11 protein-coding genes are annotated in these 19044 nt (G+C 66.1%); 6 read left to right on the forward strand and 5 right to left on the reverse strand.

Annotation, left to right across the window (positions count from 1 at the left end; genetic code table 11):
* Nucleotides 1–126: 126 nt before the first annotated feature.
* Nucleotides 127–1473, forward strand: a complete 1347-nt coding sequence (locus CUJ90_RS22135) for a hypothetical protein (protein WP_073431554.1) — start codon at nt 127–129, stop codon at nt 1471–1473.
* Between the two features lie 112 nt (nt 1474–1585).
* Here CUJ90_RS22135 and CUJ90_RS22140 read toward each other — a convergent pair whose 3' ends face one another.
* Together CUJ90_RS22140 and CUJ90_RS22145 are read right to left on the reverse strand one after the other, a co-directional pair.
* Nucleotides 1586–3313, reverse strand: coding sequence for an amidohydrolase family protein (locus CUJ90_RS22140; protein WP_114163940.1), 1728 nt, complete (start codon nt 3311–3313; stop codon nt 1586–1588).
* Nucleotides 3314–3526: 213 nt separating this feature from the next.
* Entirely contained in the window at nt 3527–6280 is a 2754-nt protein-coding gene (locus CUJ90_RS22145; protein ID WP_422879722.1) for a hypothetical protein, read from the reverse strand.
* 907 nt (nt 6281–7187) lie between these two features.
* Between CUJ90_RS22145 and CUJ90_RS33765 the strand changes: the two genes are divergently transcribed.
* From CUJ90_RS33765 to CUJ90_RS22180, 5 genes are all read left to right on the forward strand, one after another.
* A complete protein-coding gene (locus CUJ90_RS33765) occupies nt 7188–7688 on the forward strand; it encodes a hypothetical protein (protein WP_152035378.1) in 501 nt (166 codons plus the stop codon).
* Nucleotides 7675–10962, forward strand: a complete 3288-nt coding sequence (locus CUJ90_RS22165) for a hypothetical protein (protein ID WP_152035379.1) — start codon at nt 7675–7677, stop codon at nt 10960–10962. The genes CUJ90_RS33765 and CUJ90_RS22165 overlap by 14 nt, the downstream gene beginning before the upstream one ends.
* Nucleotides 10963–11267: 305 nt before the next feature.
* Nucleotides 11268–12095 carry a hypothetical protein gene (locus tag CUJ90_RS22170; RefSeq protein ID WP_114163945.1) on the forward strand — a complete coding sequence of 276 codons (828 nt, stop codon included), beginning with the start codon at nt 11268–11270 and terminating at the stop codon, nt 12093–12095.
* A gap of 90 nt (nt 12096–12185) precedes the next feature.
* The gene (locus CUJ90_RS22175) at nt 12186–13226 is read left to right on the forward strand and encodes a hypothetical protein (RefSeq protein WP_083082837.1); all 1041 of its coding nucleotides are present in this window, start codon (nt 12186–12188) and stop codon (nt 13224–13226) included.
* Nucleotides 13227–13533: 307 nt separating this feature from the next.
* Nucleotides 13534–14430 carry a DMT family transporter gene (locus CUJ90_RS22180; RefSeq protein WP_161553717.1) on the forward strand — a complete coding sequence of 299 codons (897 nt, stop codon included), beginning with the start codon at nt 13534–13536 and terminating at the stop codon, nt 14428–14430.
* 75 nt (nt 14431–14505) lie between these two features.
* Here CUJ90_RS22180 and sctC read toward each other — a convergent pair whose 3' ends face one another.
* The 3 genes from sctC to sctT form a co-directional block, all read right to left on the reverse strand.
* On the reverse strand, nt 14506–16599 hold the full coding sequence (gene sctC / locus CUJ90_RS22185; RefSeq protein ID WP_083082841.1) for a type III secretion system outer membrane ring subunit SctC: 2094 nt from the start codon (nt 16597–16599) through the stop codon (nt 14506–14508).
* 11 nt (nt 16600–16610) lie between these two features.
* Complete coding sequence (locus CUJ90_RS22190; RefSeq protein WP_073431563.1) at nt 16611–18059, reverse strand: helix-turn-helix transcriptional regulator; 1449 nt, start codon at nt 18057–18059, stop codon at nt 16611–16613.
* A 151-nt stretch (nt 18060–18210) separates the two neighbouring features.
* Complete coding sequence (sctT, locus tag CUJ90_RS22195; protein WP_073431564.1) at nt 18211–19041, reverse strand: type III secretion system export apparatus subunit SctT; 831 nt, start codon at nt 19039–19041, stop codon at nt 18211–18213.
* Nucleotides 19042–19044 lie beyond the last annotated feature (3 nt).

Here is a 19044-nt window from a genome sequence, read left to right on the forward strand (position 1 = left end):
CCACGGCGTCGCCGCGCGCGCGGGCGGCGCGGGCCGCGCGGGTCTACGCTCCGATATCCGCGCGAGCCGCAAACCGGCCGCTCATCACATCGCGAATGCGCGCATCCGCGGCACAAGGAGCATCCGATGCCCGATCGAATCACTTCCTCGCCCAGCATTTCGACCGTCGATAGACCGGACACGGCGCCGGCTCAGGACCACGCCGCCGCGCGAGGCAATCGGCCTTCGCGCGCCTTGAGCGCCGGCTTGCAGGAGGGGCCCGGAAGCGCGGCTTCGTTGCAGCGGCGAACGCAGGGTGCGCCCGCGCCGCGCACGTTGCGGCGCACGCTGTCGCATAGCGACATCACGAATCGCGTCGCCGCCTTCTCGCGCCGCTTTCAGGCGGATCAGGAAACGCCGCCCGCCGCGCGGTTCAGCGTCGCGCGCGCGCGTGAGGCAGAAGAGCGGCCGGCGCCGCCAACGCAGAGGGATGCAGCGGTGGAGCACCCGGCAACGGCAACGGCGTCGTCGACCGGCAACGCGAGCAATCCGCCAAGCGCAACCAGCGCGACCACAACGGAGACCACGGCGACCACTCCTGCCGCGCCCGGCCAAACCACCGCCGGCTCGCATGAGGCTCAAAGCGGCCACGACGCTCCCGCCTACCCGTATCCGGTGCCGTATTTCGGTCCGCATCTCGGGCCGAGCTATGCGTCTTACGCGTCCTATGCGTACGCGCCGCACATGCAACCGTGGGCGGCGCCGTACCACGCGCCCTATCATTCGAACTGGAACTGGACGGCCCAGCATACGCATCCCGCAACGGCGTCCGCGTTCTCGCCGCACGGATACGCGGCCTACACGCAACCGCAGCACTGGCAACCGCAGCCGACCTGGGGCATGCCCTCCTATCACAGCCGGGTAGTCGGCGCGAACAGCCGGTTCGGCTTCAGCTACGGCTCCGGCGACGGTCCCGTCGGCAAGCAGATGCACATCGGCTTCCATTTCAACGGGCGCTTTCGCACGTTGAGCTTCGGGCTCTATCCGAGCGCGACGCGGCCGTTCTTCGTCTCGACGCAAAGCGGCCGCATGAACGCGATGCCGCCTGCCTGGCCCTCGGCGGCTCCGTGGCACACGCCGCCCGCGTATCACTACGGTCCCGCCGCGCATGCCCATCATGCGGCTTACGCTCCAAGCGGAGCGTCGTCGGCGGCCTCGAACCAGCGCGTTGAAGGCGAACCGGCGCAAGTCGCCGGTCACACCGCCGGTACACATGCGGCGCGCCCTTGGCACACGGTGCTCGGTGTGCCACAAGATCAAGCGACGGTCGAGTTCGTGACGCGGCGCTATTTCAGCAAGAAGCGTGTGCTGAACCCGGAGACGGCCAGCGGCAAGATCGCACTCCTCGAACTCCGTGCGGCCTACGAAAGCGCAATGGAAGCGCTCGCCATTCGCGCGTCGTTGGAAGAGACGCCGCGAGCGAATGTAGGCTGAAGCTCACCGCGTCTTTCATCGTTGCAGGGCTCAAGACGAGAAAACGCGCCCCGCGGGGCGCGTTTCTCATCGACGCCGGCCGACGCGCGAGCGCCGGTCAGCCAGGCAACGCTCAGTGCACCGCGGCGTCCAGCGGACGCCCGTTGTGATCGACACCCGCGTTCGTATACGCTTCATCGCGCGCGGCGCGCAAGGCCTCGGGATCGATATGCGGACCGTCGTTGACGCGGCCGTCGCCCGACGAACGCAAGCCCTTTTCCACGAAGTCGCGAGTCAGCACGTGCTGTTCGAAAGCCCGCACCTTCGGACGCGCCTCCGTGAGCACGCGATCGTAGTTGCCCGTCTTCACCGCGACACGCGCTTCCGGCGTCAATTGGTCGAGCAGCGGCTTATACATGTTGCCGGTTTCCGCCCAGGTGTCCTTGACCTGCGGATTGAGCGCGTCCGAGCCGAACAGGAAACGATCCGGAAACTCGTTGATGAGCGCCGCCCACGCATGCACGGATTCGTGATCCGGCACTTCGGTGCCGTCGGGCTGCGTCTTCATGACGATCTGACGGGCCACGCGCGACCACGAAATGTCGATGTGGATGTGGCTCATCTGCGGATCGGAGAGGATCGTGCGCAGGTTGTTCGCGTGGTCGATCGGCTTGCGCACGAAGCGTCCGATACCGCCGCAATGCGCCCAGATCAGCGTGGTCTTGCTGGTCTCCGGCGACGCGAAAAGCTTCTTGAGATCGTTCAGATACTGCGGCTGGCCGATGCCGTTGGCTCGCTGGTTCTCCGTCGAATCGACGTCGCAATGCAGCACCACCGGCATGCCGATCACGCCGGCCGTCGCCACCAGTTGCTTGAACGACTGCACGTTGTTGGTCAGGTTGGCCTGCCGCGATCCCTCGTATTGCTGCTGCACCAGTTCCTTGTGGATCGTCACCTCGCCCACGCCGGTGAACATGCCGGGATGCGTCGCGAGCTTGAGCAGCAGCGCTTGCGGACTCAGCGGCGAACCGAGGTGCAGGCCGGTCACCATCGGGTCGAGGCGGTCGCGTTCGGCATGCGAGAGCTGCGCGATCTGCATGAACAACGCGGTGTCGGCGTCCACCTGCTGGTTCAGCATCAAGTGCGCGCCCTGCGTGATTTCCTTCTCGACCTCGGGCGTCAATTCATGCGGCTGAATGTTGGTGTGCTTCTGCTGCACGTAGTACGACTCGGCGGGAATCTTGTTGTGGTTCGGCGCGTGCGTGTGCTCGTCATGGCTGCCGCACGGCATCACGTCCGTCGGGATCGGCGACATCACGCTGCGGTGGATGCCGACCTCGTCCATCATCTTCAGCATCTCGCGCGGCACCATGCCCTGCTGCACGTAGTTCGTCGGGTGGAAGTGCGAATCGGACATCCAGTCGCCGGTCGCGTTGCGGCTCGCGTGCGCATTCTCCAGCGGATGCTGCGCGAGGGTGTCGACGGTGGCGGTCAGCATGGCGGACAGCTCGGGCGTGCCGCGCAGCGCCTGCGAAACCGCGCGCTTCTGCCCCGCCGCGCCGGGCCCCGCGGGAGACACGTCGAAGCCCCGCACCGACACGCTGTTGTCGTCGAAAAAGCGTGTGTGAGCGCGCAGCAGCTTGTCCGCGCCGGCCCGCACCGGCGGATTGGCGGTCTCGCCGCCGCCGGTGGCGGCGCGTTTGGGCGCCGACGGCTGCGGGCTGCCGGTGCCGCCCAGCGACGTGGCGCCGCGCTTGCGCGACGTGCCGCCGCGGCGCGCGGCGGGTTGGCCGGCGCCGGACGAGCCGGCCTCCGAGGTGTGATCGGTCGCCGGCGTATGAGCCGAATTGATGCGAGTCATGTCTTTCTCCAAGAGAGTTTCGGGGTGGCGCGCGAAAGCATGCTAGGCGTCACCCGGTGCTCTCCTTCGCAGCGGCAGCGAAACATGGCATCCCTTAACGAAAACCTCGCGAAACCTCGCGCAACCCCGCGAAACCCGAAGAAACGCCGACGCAACCCGGCGCCACTTCGAGGAAACCCGTGCAGACTCATCGATATCCGGCCCTTCGACACCTCACGCTTTCGAGCGCAGCAGTTCACGCTGCGCGAGCACGCTTGCCGAAGCGACGCCGCCGATCGGCGTAATCACGCCCGGTGTGCTGTGCACGCGTCCCGCCACTTCGTTGACCGCGATCCGCTCCGGCAGCCACGACGCGCGCTCGCGCAACATGGCGTCGAGCGGACGCGACCAGTCCTCGCCCTTGCCGCCCGCCCCTTGCGCGGCGGCATCGTGCATGCGTTCGAGCGCGCGATAGACGTCGCCGCGCCGCGCGTACTCCGGCTTCAGGCGACGCCGCACGAGGAACGTGTGATTCGAGCGCTGATGGCTCTGCAGCATCGCGAGGTCGGCGTTCATCTTGACGACCGCCGTCGGATAGTCGCAGTTGTGATTGTTCCGGTACATCTCGATCCATTCTTCGCGCGAACTGTTGACCGCCGCGACAAAGGCGTTGAACGACGCGAACTGCTGGTCCGCGTAGCAGCCGCGATTGAGCAGCCGCCCCTCGCGCTCCGGCAGCATCACGCGCGCGGCAACGAGCCGCTCCGGCAACGCGCCGCCGATGCCGAGCGGCGACGCGCCCGGCAACCCGCCCGTCAGATCGCCCTTGTGCCACGCCGGGCCGACGCCGACCGTGCCCTGCGTGGAGACGCGCACGCTCGATGTCACGGTGCGGCGGTCGTAGCGGAGCGAACCGGTTGCCTCGTTGACGGCCGTGTCGTTGCGGCTGTTCAGGTCCACGGTCACCGTGCCGTCGAGCCCTAAGGTGCCGCGTCCCTTCGACTGCGGACCGGACACCGACGCGCCGCCCGTCGCCTGAATGCCCTGGCGCGACGCCTTGGTCTTACCGTCCTGCCAGCCGATCGAAATATCGGTGCGATCGCCGATGCGCGCCGCGAGACGCTCGAACAGCGAGGTTTCGGCGCCCTTCTCGCGCACCGGTTCGCGCGCTTCCTCGAACAGGAAGTCGACCATGTCGAGCACGGTTTCGGTGGTGCGCGGATCGTCGTACTTCATCGCGACCCAGTCGAGGTTCTCGTCGGTCAGACGCTCGCGCGCGACGCGGATCATCACGCCGCGCGGCTCGCGCAACTCGCGATCGACCGGCGCGATGCGCAGCGAGCCGCCCAGGCGCAAGCCGCAGAGCCAGTCGAGACGCCTGGCGTAGCCGATGCGCGCGCCCACCTTGAGTTGCGAGCGCTTGATATGTTCGGTGCCGATGAAGATATCGAAGCCGACGTTATTGCGCTGCAGGGTCACGAGAGCGCGGCGGCCGCGGTAATGCCCAACCGTGAGTTCGCCTCCGAACGGCAAGTGGTGATGCAGCCCCTTGGTGGCCGAGACCGACAGACCGCGCGTGCTGAAGCCGTAACGCGCGCCGTCCGCGAAGGCGACCTGGGTCGATTGCTGCAGATCGTTGATCAACTGACGCAGCACGGTTCTGACTTCCGCGCGGCCCAATTTCTCGGGCTTGAGCGCCTTGGCCTCGCCGACCTTCTCGGCTTGCGCGAACGCGGTTTTCACGTCTTGCCAGCGATGGACCTGAAAGCGCTTCGCGCAGTCGCGCAACGCGCCGAGGTCGAGCAGCAGGGGCGCGTCGTCGCGTTGCGCGACGCTCGGCACCGGCTCGCGATTTTCCAGCGCGGCCCTGGTGGCTTCGTCCAGTTCGAGGTCGCCGATGTGCGCCGCGGGCCGCGCGGCAATCGCCTCCAGCGCCGCCGCCGCGGCTTCGCGCGCGCGCGCCTCGGGACCGTCCGGTGCGCCGGTCGCGAGACGCGGGTTGCGCAGCGAGGCGGCCAGGGTCGCGCTGGCCGCCTTGAGCGCGCCGGCGTAACGGCTCGCCTCTTTCGTGTACGACGCGAGCGCCGCGCTCGACGTGCCGAGCATCATGCTGCGCAACGCGGACTTCTTCATGCCCCACATGCGCTGGAAAAACCAGTTGGCCTTGTCGAGCCGCAACATCCCGCGCGTCACGAAACGATTCAGCCGCGTTTGCGCCTGCTTCAGCGGACTGCCTGGCGCGTCGCTGCGAAACGCCTGGCGCCACGCGAACAGCGCCGCGGCATCGCGCGGCGTGCTCGAACCCGACAGCGCACGCAGCACGCGTGGAGCGAGGTTGCCTTTGTCGTCGACCGTGGCGTGCGCGGCGGCGAGCGCCGCATCGAGGTCGGCGGGCGGCTGGGGCAACGCTTGCCACGCTTGCAGCACCGCGAGCGCGGTCGCATTCTCGTCGCCCGATGCGCCGCTTTGGGTGAGGTTCTTCAGTACGTCGAAGCCCAGGTGGGTGTTCGCGAGCGAGCGGGCAATGCGCCACGCGTCCGCGTGCGCCTGATTGACCGGCGCGTGAGACGAAGTGGGATCGAGCGTATCGGTCGCGCGGACGTTGCCGTGGTCTTGCGTGATTTCGCCTGCGTCTTCGGACGTGATTTCCTCGGCGGATGCTTCGGCTGCGTAGCTCAGCGGGAGAGGGTTGCCATTCCGCGGTGACTGAGCGGGCGTCGTCGCGGCCGAGGCGTGCTCGGCGTTCGGATCGAACGCCGCGGCCCGCTGCGCGATCTCCTGGATGCTCACTACTTCGGGCAACGCCTGCAATGCCGCCGCCGCGCGCGCCGGTTCGTTCGAGCCGAGCGCGGAGAGCACGGCATAGCCGAGCATCAGCGAAGGCGCGAATCGGTGCGTGCCTTCGGTTGCGGACGGATCGGCTGGCTCGATGACGTCGCCCGTGGCGGCGTGGACGGACCCCGTTGACTGCGCCGCCTGGGCCAGCAATGCGGATAGGGTGGCGACTGGATCGGCTGGTGCGGGGGGGCGGTTGACGTTGTTGTTCTGGTTGACGTCGTCGGTGTCGTGAACGTTATCGCTAACGTGTAGCTCGTCGCTACCGTTGACGTTGTTGCTGCCGTTGACGTCATCGCTTTCGTGTACGTCATCGTCCCCGTGTACGTTATCGCTTCCGTGTACGTCATCGCCCCCGTGTACGTCGTCGCCCCCGTGTACGTCATCGCCCCCGTGTACGTCATCGCCCCCGTGTACGTCATCGCCCCCGTGTACGTCATCGCCCCCGTGTACGTCATCGCCCCCGTGTACGTCATCGCTCTCGTGAACGTCGTCGCTCTCGTGAACATGGTTGCTCCCGTGAACATGGTTGCTCCCGTGAACGTCGTCACCCCCGTCGACTTCACTCCCCTCGTTAACATCACCCTCCTCGCGCACCCCGCTTGCCGTCCCCGCCCCGCTGCCGCGCGCCGCGCTGAAATACTCCCGCACCCAGCTATCCAGCCCCTCCCGATGATTCAGCCAATGCTCGAGTTCGGCCGCATCGCGCGGGCGTCGATTTGCGTGCGCGGCGTCGGCGTTCGCCGACTTGTCCGCGCGCTTCGCCGTGAACTTGCCGATGGTCTTGGCCAGCATGCGCTGCGCCTTCGACGCGCGCCGCTGGGCGGATGCGCTCGTACCCGGCGCCGGGCCCGCCTTGCTCGCCTCGCCCCACGCGCCGGACGGATCGAGCGGACTAGCCGGTTTCTGCGGCGCGATCCGCACGGCTTGTGCCGGAAAGGAGCGCCCGAACCTGTTCGCGCGCACGAACGGCATGCGCCACTCGGTCTCCACGAGCGCGCGGCGATCCGTCGGCACCTTGGGTGACGCGTAGGGCGGACGGCTCAATCCAAGCAGGCTCTTGAAGCGCTCGCGCGTGGCCGAGAAGCCGGCCTTGATGCCCGCGCGCGCGCCGCCCGACGACGACGGTGGCGGCGCGCCCGCTCCCGTCGATCCAACGGGACTCGCGGTCGGCACCACTGTGGTCGACGTGTGCGGCGTGCCGCGCAGCACCGCGGTCGTATTCCTCACGAAGCTCCTGAAGTCCATCGTCGTTCCTCCTCCAATCTCGCCGATTATCGGGACCGTATATGTCACGCCCGGCCCAGCGGCGAAACCATATCGACCGCAACGAAACTTCCGGTTTTTCGGCCGCGCCAACGCATCGCGCGTGATTTCGCCAGCACGCACGGCATTTCGCAGCGGCCGGCCCAAGGTCGATGCTTCACGCCGCTACCCTGTCGATACCCCGGCGCCCTTGCTTCGACCTTGCATTCCTGCGAGCCGCCGCGAGACTCGCGCAAGCCGCGGCCGCCTGCGTGCAACGTCCACTCTTCAACACGACGCCCATGAACCCTCCTAACGTATCCAGTTCGAACCGCGCGCACTCGACCGTCGCCACCGACGAAGTCAGCGTCGACACCGCGCCGAACGCCACCTCTCCCGCGCGACCGGAGCCGACGCGGCCCGCCACGAGCCGGCGCAACGATAGTTTCTGGGCGAACATGAAACGCAAGCTCGCGCCGCGGCCCGTCACGATCTCGAACTCGCTGCTCGGCAGCATCACGCGCACGCGGCCCACGCCCGCGCGCGCGCGCGTCGGGGTGACGCCGGATCAGCGGCATCAGCCCGATCCGAATGCGACGCCGCCCTCGGCCGTCGCGAAGCACAAGCACAACGCCGCCCTCGCGCTGGCGGGCGCGACGAAGGGCGCGCCGGTCGCGAATATCGTCGGCATAGGCGGCGCGGAAGCCACTGCGGCCCAACTGTTCAATCCCGCTGGACCGGCGGCGCAACGCCAGCTCCCGCAGGACATCGCCGGCTATTTGCGGCAGCATCTCGGCGCACCTGATGACGCCGATGCAGGGGCGCAACTCGAAGCGTCAGCCCGGCAGGAACTGGTGCTGCGCCGTCTGCATCAGGCGTTCGGCGCGAACGCCGAGCCCGCGCGCGCGGCGCTCCAGGATCTCACCGGCGCGGCTTCGCTGCTGGAAGTGCAAGGCGGAGCGTTCGAACTGGCGCGCCGGCTCGCCGCGTCATCGCTCGGCTACGGCGCGTTGAGTGAACTGCGCGGCGGCATCGCGACGGATGCGGACCCGGTCGCGCGAGCGGTGCGCGACGACGCGACCAAACTGTCGCTGCGCGCGGCCAACGCGTTGATCGCCGCGCTGCCCGAAGGCCATCCGCCTCCCAGCAACATGGACGACGTGGTGCGCCTCGCTCTCGCCGCGCTCCCCGAGCACGAGCGTCCGACGGGCATCACGGGCGTCCCCGCGCCATTGCGGATGAACGGCGACGTGAGCGTGCCGGCGAAGGCGCTGATCGCGGCGCTGCAACTCGCCGAGGACCCCGCCGCCGAACCGCAGGGACACCTGAAGTCCGCCTATTTCACCTGGCGCTGCGGCTTCACGCACGAGGGACCCGGCACGCCGCTCGCGCGCACCCAGCACCGCCTGATGAAGCTGTCGCGCTACGCGCGGCGCGCGAGCCAGCCGGGCATGCTCGCCAATCTGAGGCGCATGTTCGGCTTCAACAAGTCGCCGATGTCCGCACTTGCGCTCGGCACCGGCGGCGCGAGCCTGCGCCATCCCGAGGACGATTTGCAGAAGGCCGACGTGATCTGGCAGTTGGCCGGCGCGCTGGCGGAGCGCGCGCAAACGCGGAGCGCGGGACCGCTCGAGCCGCGCATTGCCGACGCCGTGCAAGCGGCCACGCTGGAAGCCTGGTATCAGCGCGTGGCGCACAAAGGTTGGCGCGATCAGACGAAGGTGCCGAAGCACATGCGGCACGCGATCGCCGCGCGCGCCGCCGCGTTGGCGGGCGTGAGCGAAGGCGAGATCAAGCTCAGTCCGGAATATGCCGCGCTGAAATCACGCGCCGGCTCGCGGCTCACGACCGATACGCTGACAGGCTTGATCGACCAGTTGGAATCCAGGCAGCCGCGCGAAGCCATCCCGTCCGGCAGACTGCAAATCGTCCCGGAAGAAATGCTGGACCCAGAGCTGGAAGACATCGCGGACGACCCGCATGAGGCATCCGGCCCGGGCGGCCAGATCGCCGCCTCGCGGGAGAGCGCGGCCTCGACGGCCGCCAGGCTGAAAACCGCGCTGACGCAACTCAAGACGCTCGAACGAAACGGCGAGGCGTTGCCCGACACGTCCACGCCGCAAACCGTGCTCGATAACTTCAAGCGCGTGATCACCGAACCGCGCATGACCTACGACGTGCGTCTGTCGGACGGCGGCCAGTTCGGCATCAACACCGGCGTGGCCGAACTGCTCAACTTGCCGGGCGCGAGCAAGCTGCCGTTCGTGCTCGCCGGGCCCGACGTCAAGGTCATCCACGGCCGCCACGCGATGATCAACGGCGGTTCGTCGGCGAATCACGGGCAACTGTTCGTCGGCAGCGATCGACGCTGGGCGTCGCATGCGGGCGTGAGCGCGGCAGGCGGCGTCAATCTGTTTCACAAGAGCTTCCAGGTGATCGGTTCGGCGCAAGTCCTGCCGGCCGTGTTCGACATGTCGCAGCCGAAGGGCGTGATGGTGCGCGCGCGGCTTCAGCCGACCGGCACGTTGCCGGCCGGGCAGCAGCCCGCGGGCGAGCCCGACCCGTGGCGCGCGAAGATGCTCGGCGTGATCGACGCGGCAACCGCGAGCGGATCGAACCACGGTCTGCCGCGCGACGCGGGGTCGATGTGGGACGCCATTGCGCACTCGTTCTACAAGGACCCGGACGTGTCGGTGAACTGGCTCGACTCCAAGGCGCAATCGCTTTCGACGACGGTCAGCGCGTCGGCCGGTGCCCGTTACGAACACGATGGATACAAGATCGGCCCGTCGCTGCAGGCGGGCGGCACGAAGACCTGGTTCACGCGCACGCGCCGCCAGGAAACCGGTCCGTTGAAAGCCGAGTTCGCGGGCAGCAGTAGCTCGCGGATGGCGGCTGCATCGGCGACGCTCGTCGCCGGCCTCGCGCCGCAAGGCAATTTCTCCGACGAGACCGGCCATGTGAAATCGGTCGTGCTGCCCAATGTCTCGATCGTCGGCTTCGGCACCACGGTGCTGCAATCGGAAACCGGCTCGACATGGCGAATCGCCGAGGAAGACGGTCACATCGACGCATCGCTCAGCTATCGCGACACCACCTTCACGAGCATGAAGGAGTTCAAGCGCTATGTGGACAGCCGCCGCGCCTCCTGGGACGACACGTACAACAGGCAGCCCGCGGGCGCCGCGCAACCCGAGCCGATCGACGAGTATCTCGCGCGCGCCGAGCACGACGCCGACCGCGGCAATCAGCTCTTTGCGGAGCGTGTCTGGCTCAAGCCCGACGCCGCGCGCAAGATCAACGTGCTGCGCGAATTGCGCGACGCGGTGGTTCAGCCTGGCGCCAGGCCGGACGCGCGCGAGGCTGCGGAAATCAACACGCGCAATGCGCAGATCGCCACGCTGCTCGAGGCGGACGACAGTTGGGATAACCGCTTCCTGTACACGCTCGAAACGAACGGCACGTCGCGCACGCTCGGACCGAGTTTCCTCGCGACGCTGCAACGCGTCACCGAGGTCTCCCATCCGCGTCAGTTGAGCGTGCTGCGCGCGGAGCGGCCGGTCGCGCCGCCGGAGCCCGAGGGTTCCTGAACGTTCCTGAACGTTCCTGATCGTTGATCGGTTGCCGGTTCACCGGTCATGGCGGCGCCGCGCGTTTCGCGCGGCGCCGCATCGTCTCTCCCCCCGTGGGCTCCTCTGCCCTGCGACGCCATCCCCGTCAATTCGCCGCCACGCTTGGTGTTTCGTTTACCGAAACAGCCCGACCCATCGAGTCTCTTACGCTTGGTTACGGGACGGTTGCCATGCTGCGACCGTCGCGCGGCCACCAGGATTTCATACGCGCAGCGTGCTCAAGCCGCTGCGCTTCTCTCATCGTCTACTGTAAGAGGCTATTCATGAGCAAGGTTACCAACGACTCGGGCAACAGTGCCATTCAGGCCGATATCCAGCAACTGGAGTCGGATCTGCAAGGCGGCGGCAAGCTCAGCAACAACGATATCGAGAAGCTGCTCGAACTGATTCTCGCGATCATCGAACAGAAGCTGGGCGGCAGCTCGCAGAGCGGCAACACGTCCACGGGCGGCGACGATAACTCGACGCAAGATCCGGGCTCCACACAGGATCCGGGCTCGACGCAAGATCCGGGCTCGACGCAAGATCCGAGCTCGACCCAGGACCCTAGTTCGACGCAGGATACGTCGGGCGATAACACCGTCGATTCCAGCAACAATTCGAACGACGTGCAAAGCCAGATCATGTCGCTGTTGCAGCAGATCCTGAAGATGCTGCAACAGTCGTCGCAAAACGGCCAGGGGCTCGACAAGCAGACCGGACAGATCGTCGATGATCTGCTCAAGCTGCTGCAACAGATCGAAGGCGCGCAAGGCGGCAACCAGGCCGGCGGCGGCGGCGACCCGAGCAAGGGCGGCGGCGATCAGACCTCGCAGATCCAGCAGTTGCTGTCCGAAGTGATCCAGTTGTTGCAACAGCTTCAGGGCTCGTCGCAAACCGACGGTTCGGACAGCGGCGACACCGATCCGAGCAGCACGGATGATCCGAGCACCGATCCGGGCAACACCAGCACGAACAGCACGGACGGCTCGAACAACAACACGAACGGCACGACCGATCCGAGCACGCTCACCAACGAGTTGCTCAAGCTGCTGTCGCAATTGCTGCCGCTGCTCACCAAGGCGATGAACGAGCAAACGTCGAAGACCTGAAGCACCTTCATCCACTTCGTCGCGCGGCCTCGCCACGACGCCATCTGAACGGCCCCGCTCGCGTGGGCCGCGCGCATTGAGGAGCACACAATGAGTATATTTTCAAAGATCAAGCATGCGTTCCAGCATCTTGGCCACGATATCGAGAAGGCTGCGAAGGCAGTCGTGCACGGCGTCGAGCATGTGGCCCACTCGCTGGAGAACGACCTCAAGAAGGTGTTCCAGGATGCACTGGCAATGACCGAGGCGTTGATGCAGGGCAATCTGAAGCTGGCGATGCAAGACCTGCTGAAGACGGCCGAGGATGTCGGCAAGACGGCGACGGACGCGGCCACCGCGAGCGCGGAGGCCACGCTCGAGGGTTTGCAGGGACTGCATCTCGGCAAGGGTTTCGACAAGGTGTTGAATAGCGTCGAAAAGGAAGTCGAGACCGTCAAGAGCGATGTCAACAAGGGCCTCGATGCCGCGGCGGAGGACCTGGTGTCGTCCGTCGAAGGTGTCGTGTCGGGTTCCGTGAGCGCATTGAAGGATCTCGCGCATGGCGACCTCCACGGGATGATGAACGACCTCGCGAAGGTCGGCGAGGATGCGATCCAGGTCGCCGCCGACCTGACGCCCGAAGGGCTGGGGGCGACTGTCGTGGCCTCGACGCTCGCCGCGGCGCATATCGGCAACGCCCAGCTCGATGAAACCATCGCGGCCGCCATGCATGGCGGCGTCGGCAAGGTCGTCAAGTCGGTCACCGAACTGGAAGTGGGCCAGGGCGCGCAGAAAGTCGGCGAGAAGCTGATGAGCAGCGGCGGCGACCCCACCACGGCAGCCACCACGGGCGGCGACGTGCTGGCGCTTGCCTCGATGGTGCCTGGCGGCACCGGCCGGCGCGGTGGACGTCGCGGCTCGGAAGGCTCGCATGAAACCCGTTCGGCGGAAGGTGAAACACCGAAGAACGGCGGGGCCGACGGGCACGAGCGCGACGGGAAGACCGAAACCAAGACCGACTCCAAGGAAAAAACGGACGACTCGAAGGAGAAGGAAAAGGACGAGAAGACTCAGCAGGCGGGACCGCCGCCGAACACGCTCGATACGCTGTTGCTCAGTTATCTCGCCGACAACCATCGGCGTATTGCCTGACGATAGATAGATAGGGTTTTTCAGGTCGTAGTAAGAATGCGGCCCGCACATTGTGCGGGCCGCATTCGTTTGGGAAAACGGAAGGCATATTTCGCGGTATTTACGCGACTGCCGGTTCTACTACCGGTTATGTGATGCTCTCCGACAGGAGAAGCAGGAGCGCCTGATTGTTTATGAAAATCGGTGAAGTCAAAGTAGTTCATTGCAACGGTTTTGATCGGCCGCAGCGCGAATCTCACGTTCCCGCCGCACGCAATTGATGACGAGCAAGGCATCCACGGCATTTGCGCAACACGAGACAAAACCAATGAAATATTTCCTGTACATCATCGCCTCGGTCGTCATGCAAGCCTTCTCATACGGCTACGTATCCAGAACAATGGACAGACCGTCGAACCTGCTATTCGTCATCCTCGCGTTTCTCTCCTGCACGGTCTTTTACTTCTTGCTGGCAAGGAAACAAAAACAGAACATCAAGAAAAAAGACATCGCACCATTGGCGTTATTGAACATAGGGACAGCCGTTGCGTTCGTTGCCTTCTACGCCTCTATTTCCCTCACCCAGGCTTCGGTAGCGAGTCTGGTCGAGGCTGCCGTTGGCCCGCTGTGGATCGTGATCTTTTCACGATCTTTGCGGAACGGCAGCGGTCAGTGGCGAGAATTGGCAGTGGCGACGATCGTCCTGGCGTGCGCGGTTTTTTCCGCAACAACGACTATGCAGACGTACACGATTGCAGACGGTCTCGGACTCGCGCTTGCGCTCATGGCGGGCGGCGGTGCGGCACTGGTAGCGATCTGGTCGCGGAAAGCCGACGCGTTGGGCATTTCGCCTCAAATCATCCTCGCACACCGATTTCACGGCACCTATCTCGTCGCATTGGCTTTGCTCATGTTCCATGGCGGCGTGCATATCGATGCAAGCCATCTCGCGCGCGATTTTCTGATCGCCTGCTTCGGCGTCGTTGGTCCCATGTATCTCCTGCAATTGGGCATGCAGCGCTGCGAACCGATTGCGACAATGCTATGCCTCAGCGTCGTTCCTCTCGCCACCTATGGATTCGAGCTTGCATTGGGCGGAGCATTCCACTGGAGCACGCTCCTGTTCCTCTCCTTGGGCGTGACCTGTTCCAGCACCTATCTGATCTTCAAAGGTTCGTTCGAGCGGCGCAATGCAAAGCAAGCGTTAGGGGCCAGCCCAAACTGACCGGCACAACCTTGGCCGGCCCGCCGTACTCAGGCGAGCCCCCACAATCCCACGCGTCTCGCCGACCGCATCGACTCAATGCTTGTCGTCCGAAGCCGTGCTGACGTTGCCGCCCGCACCGCCCGCACCGCCCATTCGCCGCGGCGGCAACCCGACGAGTTGCGCGACACGAGCCGCACCAGACTGACCAGGAAGATTCATCGCACCCGAGGGCGGCGGCGGTGGCGGCGCAAAGCCCGCCCCATCCCCGTTACCGCCAGGCACGCCATCCGCACCACCCGGCGCCCCGTTCGCAGGCCCGCCCGCCGCCGCCGACAACACCCGCGGCGTCAACAGAAACAGCCGCTGAAACCGCTGTCCCTGATGCTTGCGATAGCGGAACAAGCCGCCTATCAACGGAATCTTCGAAAGCCCAGGCACCGCCGTTTCGGTGTGATCGTCCTGATCCACCGAATAGCCCGCGATCAGCAGACTGTCGCCCTCGTTGATCAGCGCCTGCGTGTCGATCGTGCTGTTGCTCACGACCGGCAACTGCCCGACTTGCTGGTCGGTGAGCTTGCCGTCCTCGATATGCACGTCCATGCGAATCTGCTCGCCATTGCCCGCGCTCACGATCGACGGCAGCACGCGCAGCGACACGCCCGCTGAAACGCTATACAGGTCCGCCGACTGATACCCGGACACCTGCACATAGAAAGTCTGCTTGTTGTCCATCAACGCCTCGACATTGTCGAGCGTCTCGACTTTCGGGCTCGCCGTGATGCGCGCCTGGTCGGTCTGCTGCATCGCGCTGATGCGAGTCAGCAGATAGCGTCCCGCGCCGCCGACCACGGCGGTCAGCACACCGCCCGCCGGCGTCGCCAGCACGCCCGCGGTGGCCGCGTCGAGCGGGTTGCCAAAGCCCTGCGGATTGAGCGAACCGGGGTTGCTGGTCTGCGATTGCTGGCCATTGCCGGTCTGAATGTCGACGTGCCCGGAATGCAGCCGCCAGTCGACGCCGAGTTCCTGCAACGCGTTGTCCGTGATCTCGATGATGCTGGCGTCGATTTCGAGAATGCCCGGCCGCGTGTCGAGCGATTCGATGAGCGTGCCGAACGCGGCCATGTTCTCCGCGCGGTCGCGCACCAGGATCGAATTGCTGCGCGAATCCGCCTCGATGGTCGGCGCGCCGCGCGCAGCGGAACTCTGCCTCGCGCGGCCCGCCGTGGACAGCGCCGTGCCGTTGTTGTCGCGCGCCGAGGCGGGCTCCATGCCGGCATCCGCGATATTCCCGGCAGGCGGCGGCACCGCGCCGTCGCCCGAGCCCGCATACGACTGCGCCGCGCCGAGGCCGGGCAGCGTCGGCAACGGCGGCAGGTGCGAGCCCCCTTGCGTTCGCGTCGCGCCGGTCGTCATGCCGTCGTCCTGCATCTCGCGCACGCTCGGCACGCGGTAGGCGTCGCGCCGCGCCGGCGGCGGATCGCCGCCCGCGTCGCCGTTGGCGGGCACCCCCTGGCCATACAGCGTGCGCAGCAACGACGCGACGCCTCGCACGGTCACGCCGCGGCCGTTGATGGTGATGGTCCGGTCGGTCGCCCATGCGTAGTGCAGCGGAAAGCGTTGCACGACCACCTTCGCGCCGGACACCGATTTGTGATCGATCAGATGCGCGACATCGGTCACCAGTTCGACGAAGCGCGGCGGCCCGGACACCACCGCCGTGCCGGACACGCTGTCATAGCGCACCGGAAAGCGCGGATCGTCGATCTGCAAGCGCCCGAGCGCGCGCCGCAAGTCCTCGGTGCCCGCGTGGGTCAGACCGAGCGTCGCGCTGCGGGCTTCGTTGGCGCCGTAGATGCGCAGCACGGAGCCGTCGTAATACCAGAGCACGCCGAACGACTCGGCCATCTGATCGAGAAAGCGCTGCGGCGCGGCGTTGAACCGGCCCGACACGCTGCCTTCGACATGCGGCGAGATCCACGTCATCACATGCTGGCTCGCGCCGAAATCGCGCAGCACGTCCTTCAGGTCTTTATGGTCCGCGACGTATTCGAAGCGTGTGCCCTGCCACGCGACACGTTCTGCATGAGCCGGCAACGACGCAGCCAGCGCGCCGGCTGCGACGAGGGCCGCGCACAGCGTGCGCACACGGAGAGCCGCGCCGCGACGGGCGGAAACGATAGCTTTCATGGCGGCTCCGCTTAACGATGGATCGTCTCGGACGGCGATTCGTTGAACTCGCGGCGATAACCCTTCGCGAGCGCGGAACGGCTTTTCACACCCCAGCGGCTTGCCGTATCGAAAATCGAGCCTTGCATGCGCTCGTCGTTCAACAGGTCGTTGCGAATGCCTTCGAGCCGCAGCTTGCGGATCAGCGCACCGGGCGACATGCCGATCGAACGCTTGAAAGCCAGTTGCAGCGCGCGCTCGGTGACGTCGATCTGCGAGGCGATTTCGCGCGTATTCAAATCGGCGCGATCGAGGTTTTCGATGATGTAGCGATACGCGCGGCGATACTTCGCGGGCAGGCGCGCTGAAACGTCGTCCGCAGGCAGCGCGCGGCTCGCCGGCGATTGAATCGCGCCGAGGCCCGGCGTCTCGCTGCGCAGGCAGCGCAACGCTTCCGACGCGTAGCTCGCGTAAAGCTTGAGCGCCTCGGTCGGATTGCCGCGCCATACCGCGATCTTCGAGACGCAATACAGGTAGTCGAAATTGCAGCGGCGCGTGCCGGTATCGGCTTCGGCGCGGCTGATCTTGGCGAGCACCGAGTCGGCGACATCGTCGAGTCCGCCGGCCAGTCCGGCGAGCACGATGTCCAGCTTCGCGAGAAACGCCTGGCCCGCGCCGCGAAAATGCTGCGGCCGGCTGATCGCGTCGAAGAGCGGCGCGGCCGCAATGCGCTCGCCGCGCGCGAGCGCCGCAAGCTGTTCCAGATACTCGTGGCGCTGCGCGAGAAGCGCGGGCATCGGCGACATCAGGACCGTTGTCTCGGTGAGTTTGCGCGTCACTTCGGCGCGGTCGCCGGCACTTTGCGCACGCGTCACGTGCGCCGAACTCCAGAAGGCGTGATCGCTCAGCGTGGTCGCCGTGCGAATGCGCAATTGCACGTCGAATTCGCGGGCGAGCAGCGCGATCACGAGCCGCCAGCCGGGTTCCTCATGCATGTCGGCGAGTTCGGCGGCTTGCACGAGCGCGTCGTCCGCATCGCGTTGACGTCCCACCTGATGTTGCACCATGGCCGAGGCGATCAATGCTTCGAGAACCTCCGCGGGACTCGCCGCCTCGTCCTGGACGATGCGCGCAAAGCACTTGGCGGTGGCCGCGTAGCGGTCACGCATCATCAATTGCCAGCCGGTGTTGCGGCACGACATGATGCGCAGACGGTCGTCGTCGCCGACGATCGTCTTCTGAGCGCGCCGGTACATCTCTTCGGCATCCTGCTCGTAGCCGAGCAGAAGCGATGCATCGGCTACGGCGACGAGACGCGCGACGTCCGCGTCGTCCAGTTTGTGCGACGGGCGTTCAAGCACGTCGTCGACGAGGCAATAGCCGCGTTCCGACGCGCCGTCGAGCATGGCGGCCGCATACGCCGGCAAACGGTTCTTCTGCGCGAGCCCCGACGACAGAGCGAAATAGATTGTCGAAAACATGATGGTTCCACCTCAGGAGTGACCGATGTGGCGGACCATGCGATCCGCCCTGAGAACCTGTGGCCCCGACAATTCGCCGGGCACGGAAACCATGGTAGAGACATCGTGCTCAACAAAACTCAACAATCCGCAGGGGACTTCACAACAATGTTCAGTGCGCCGGTTCCGGCAGCATGCCTTTCGCCAATGCCGCCGATAGACCACCGAGTTGCACGTCGCCGACAACCTGTGAAGCGAACACCGCGACTAGCGCGATCAGCATCAGCACGCCGATCACGCCGCGCAGCGGCTGACTGAGCGAACTCGGTTCGAGCTTGTCGGCCGCGCGCGCGACGATGCCGAGGCCGAGATCGACCAGCACCAGCACCAGCATCACCGGCGTGCCGAGCTTGGCGAGCGCGGTCCAGATCGTGTCGGTGCGCTGGATCAGAAACGTCTCGGCCGAATTGGAGAGCGACGGATACAACACATACGGCGGCCACCATTTGAACGATTGGAAGAGCGCGCCCAGCACGAACAGCATGCCGCCGCCGACATAGAAGAGCGTCACGACGAGTTGCAGCAGCAGCGTGGAAACCGGCGTGCTTTGATCGCCGCGCAACGGGTTGGTCATCTGCACGTTGTTGAAGCCGGCGAGGTCGTCGATCAAGGTGCCGAGCGACTGCGCGATCCAGAACACCGGCGCGGCGCAATAGCCGAACGCGAAACCGAGAAACGCTTCCTTGCAGGCCAGCACCAGCAGCGCCGCGCTGTTGAGCGAATCGAACGCCTGCGGAACCTGGCCCGCCGCGACGAACATCGTCAGCACGTACACCACGCCGTTGCGCGCGGTGCCGGGCAACGCGGTATCGCTCGTCGCGGGCAGCAGGATGAACGTCACCATGATGCGGATGCCCGTGAGCATCAGCATGATGATGAGGTTGTGATACGCCTCGAAAAAGCCGAGCAGGGCCTCGGACCACGCGTGAAAATCATGTGTCATCGG

Source organism: Paraburkholderia terricola (assembly GCF_003330825.1).
Classification (GTDB): Bacteria; Pseudomonadota; Gammaproteobacteria; order Burkholderiales; family Burkholderiaceae; genus Paraburkholderia; species Paraburkholderia terricola.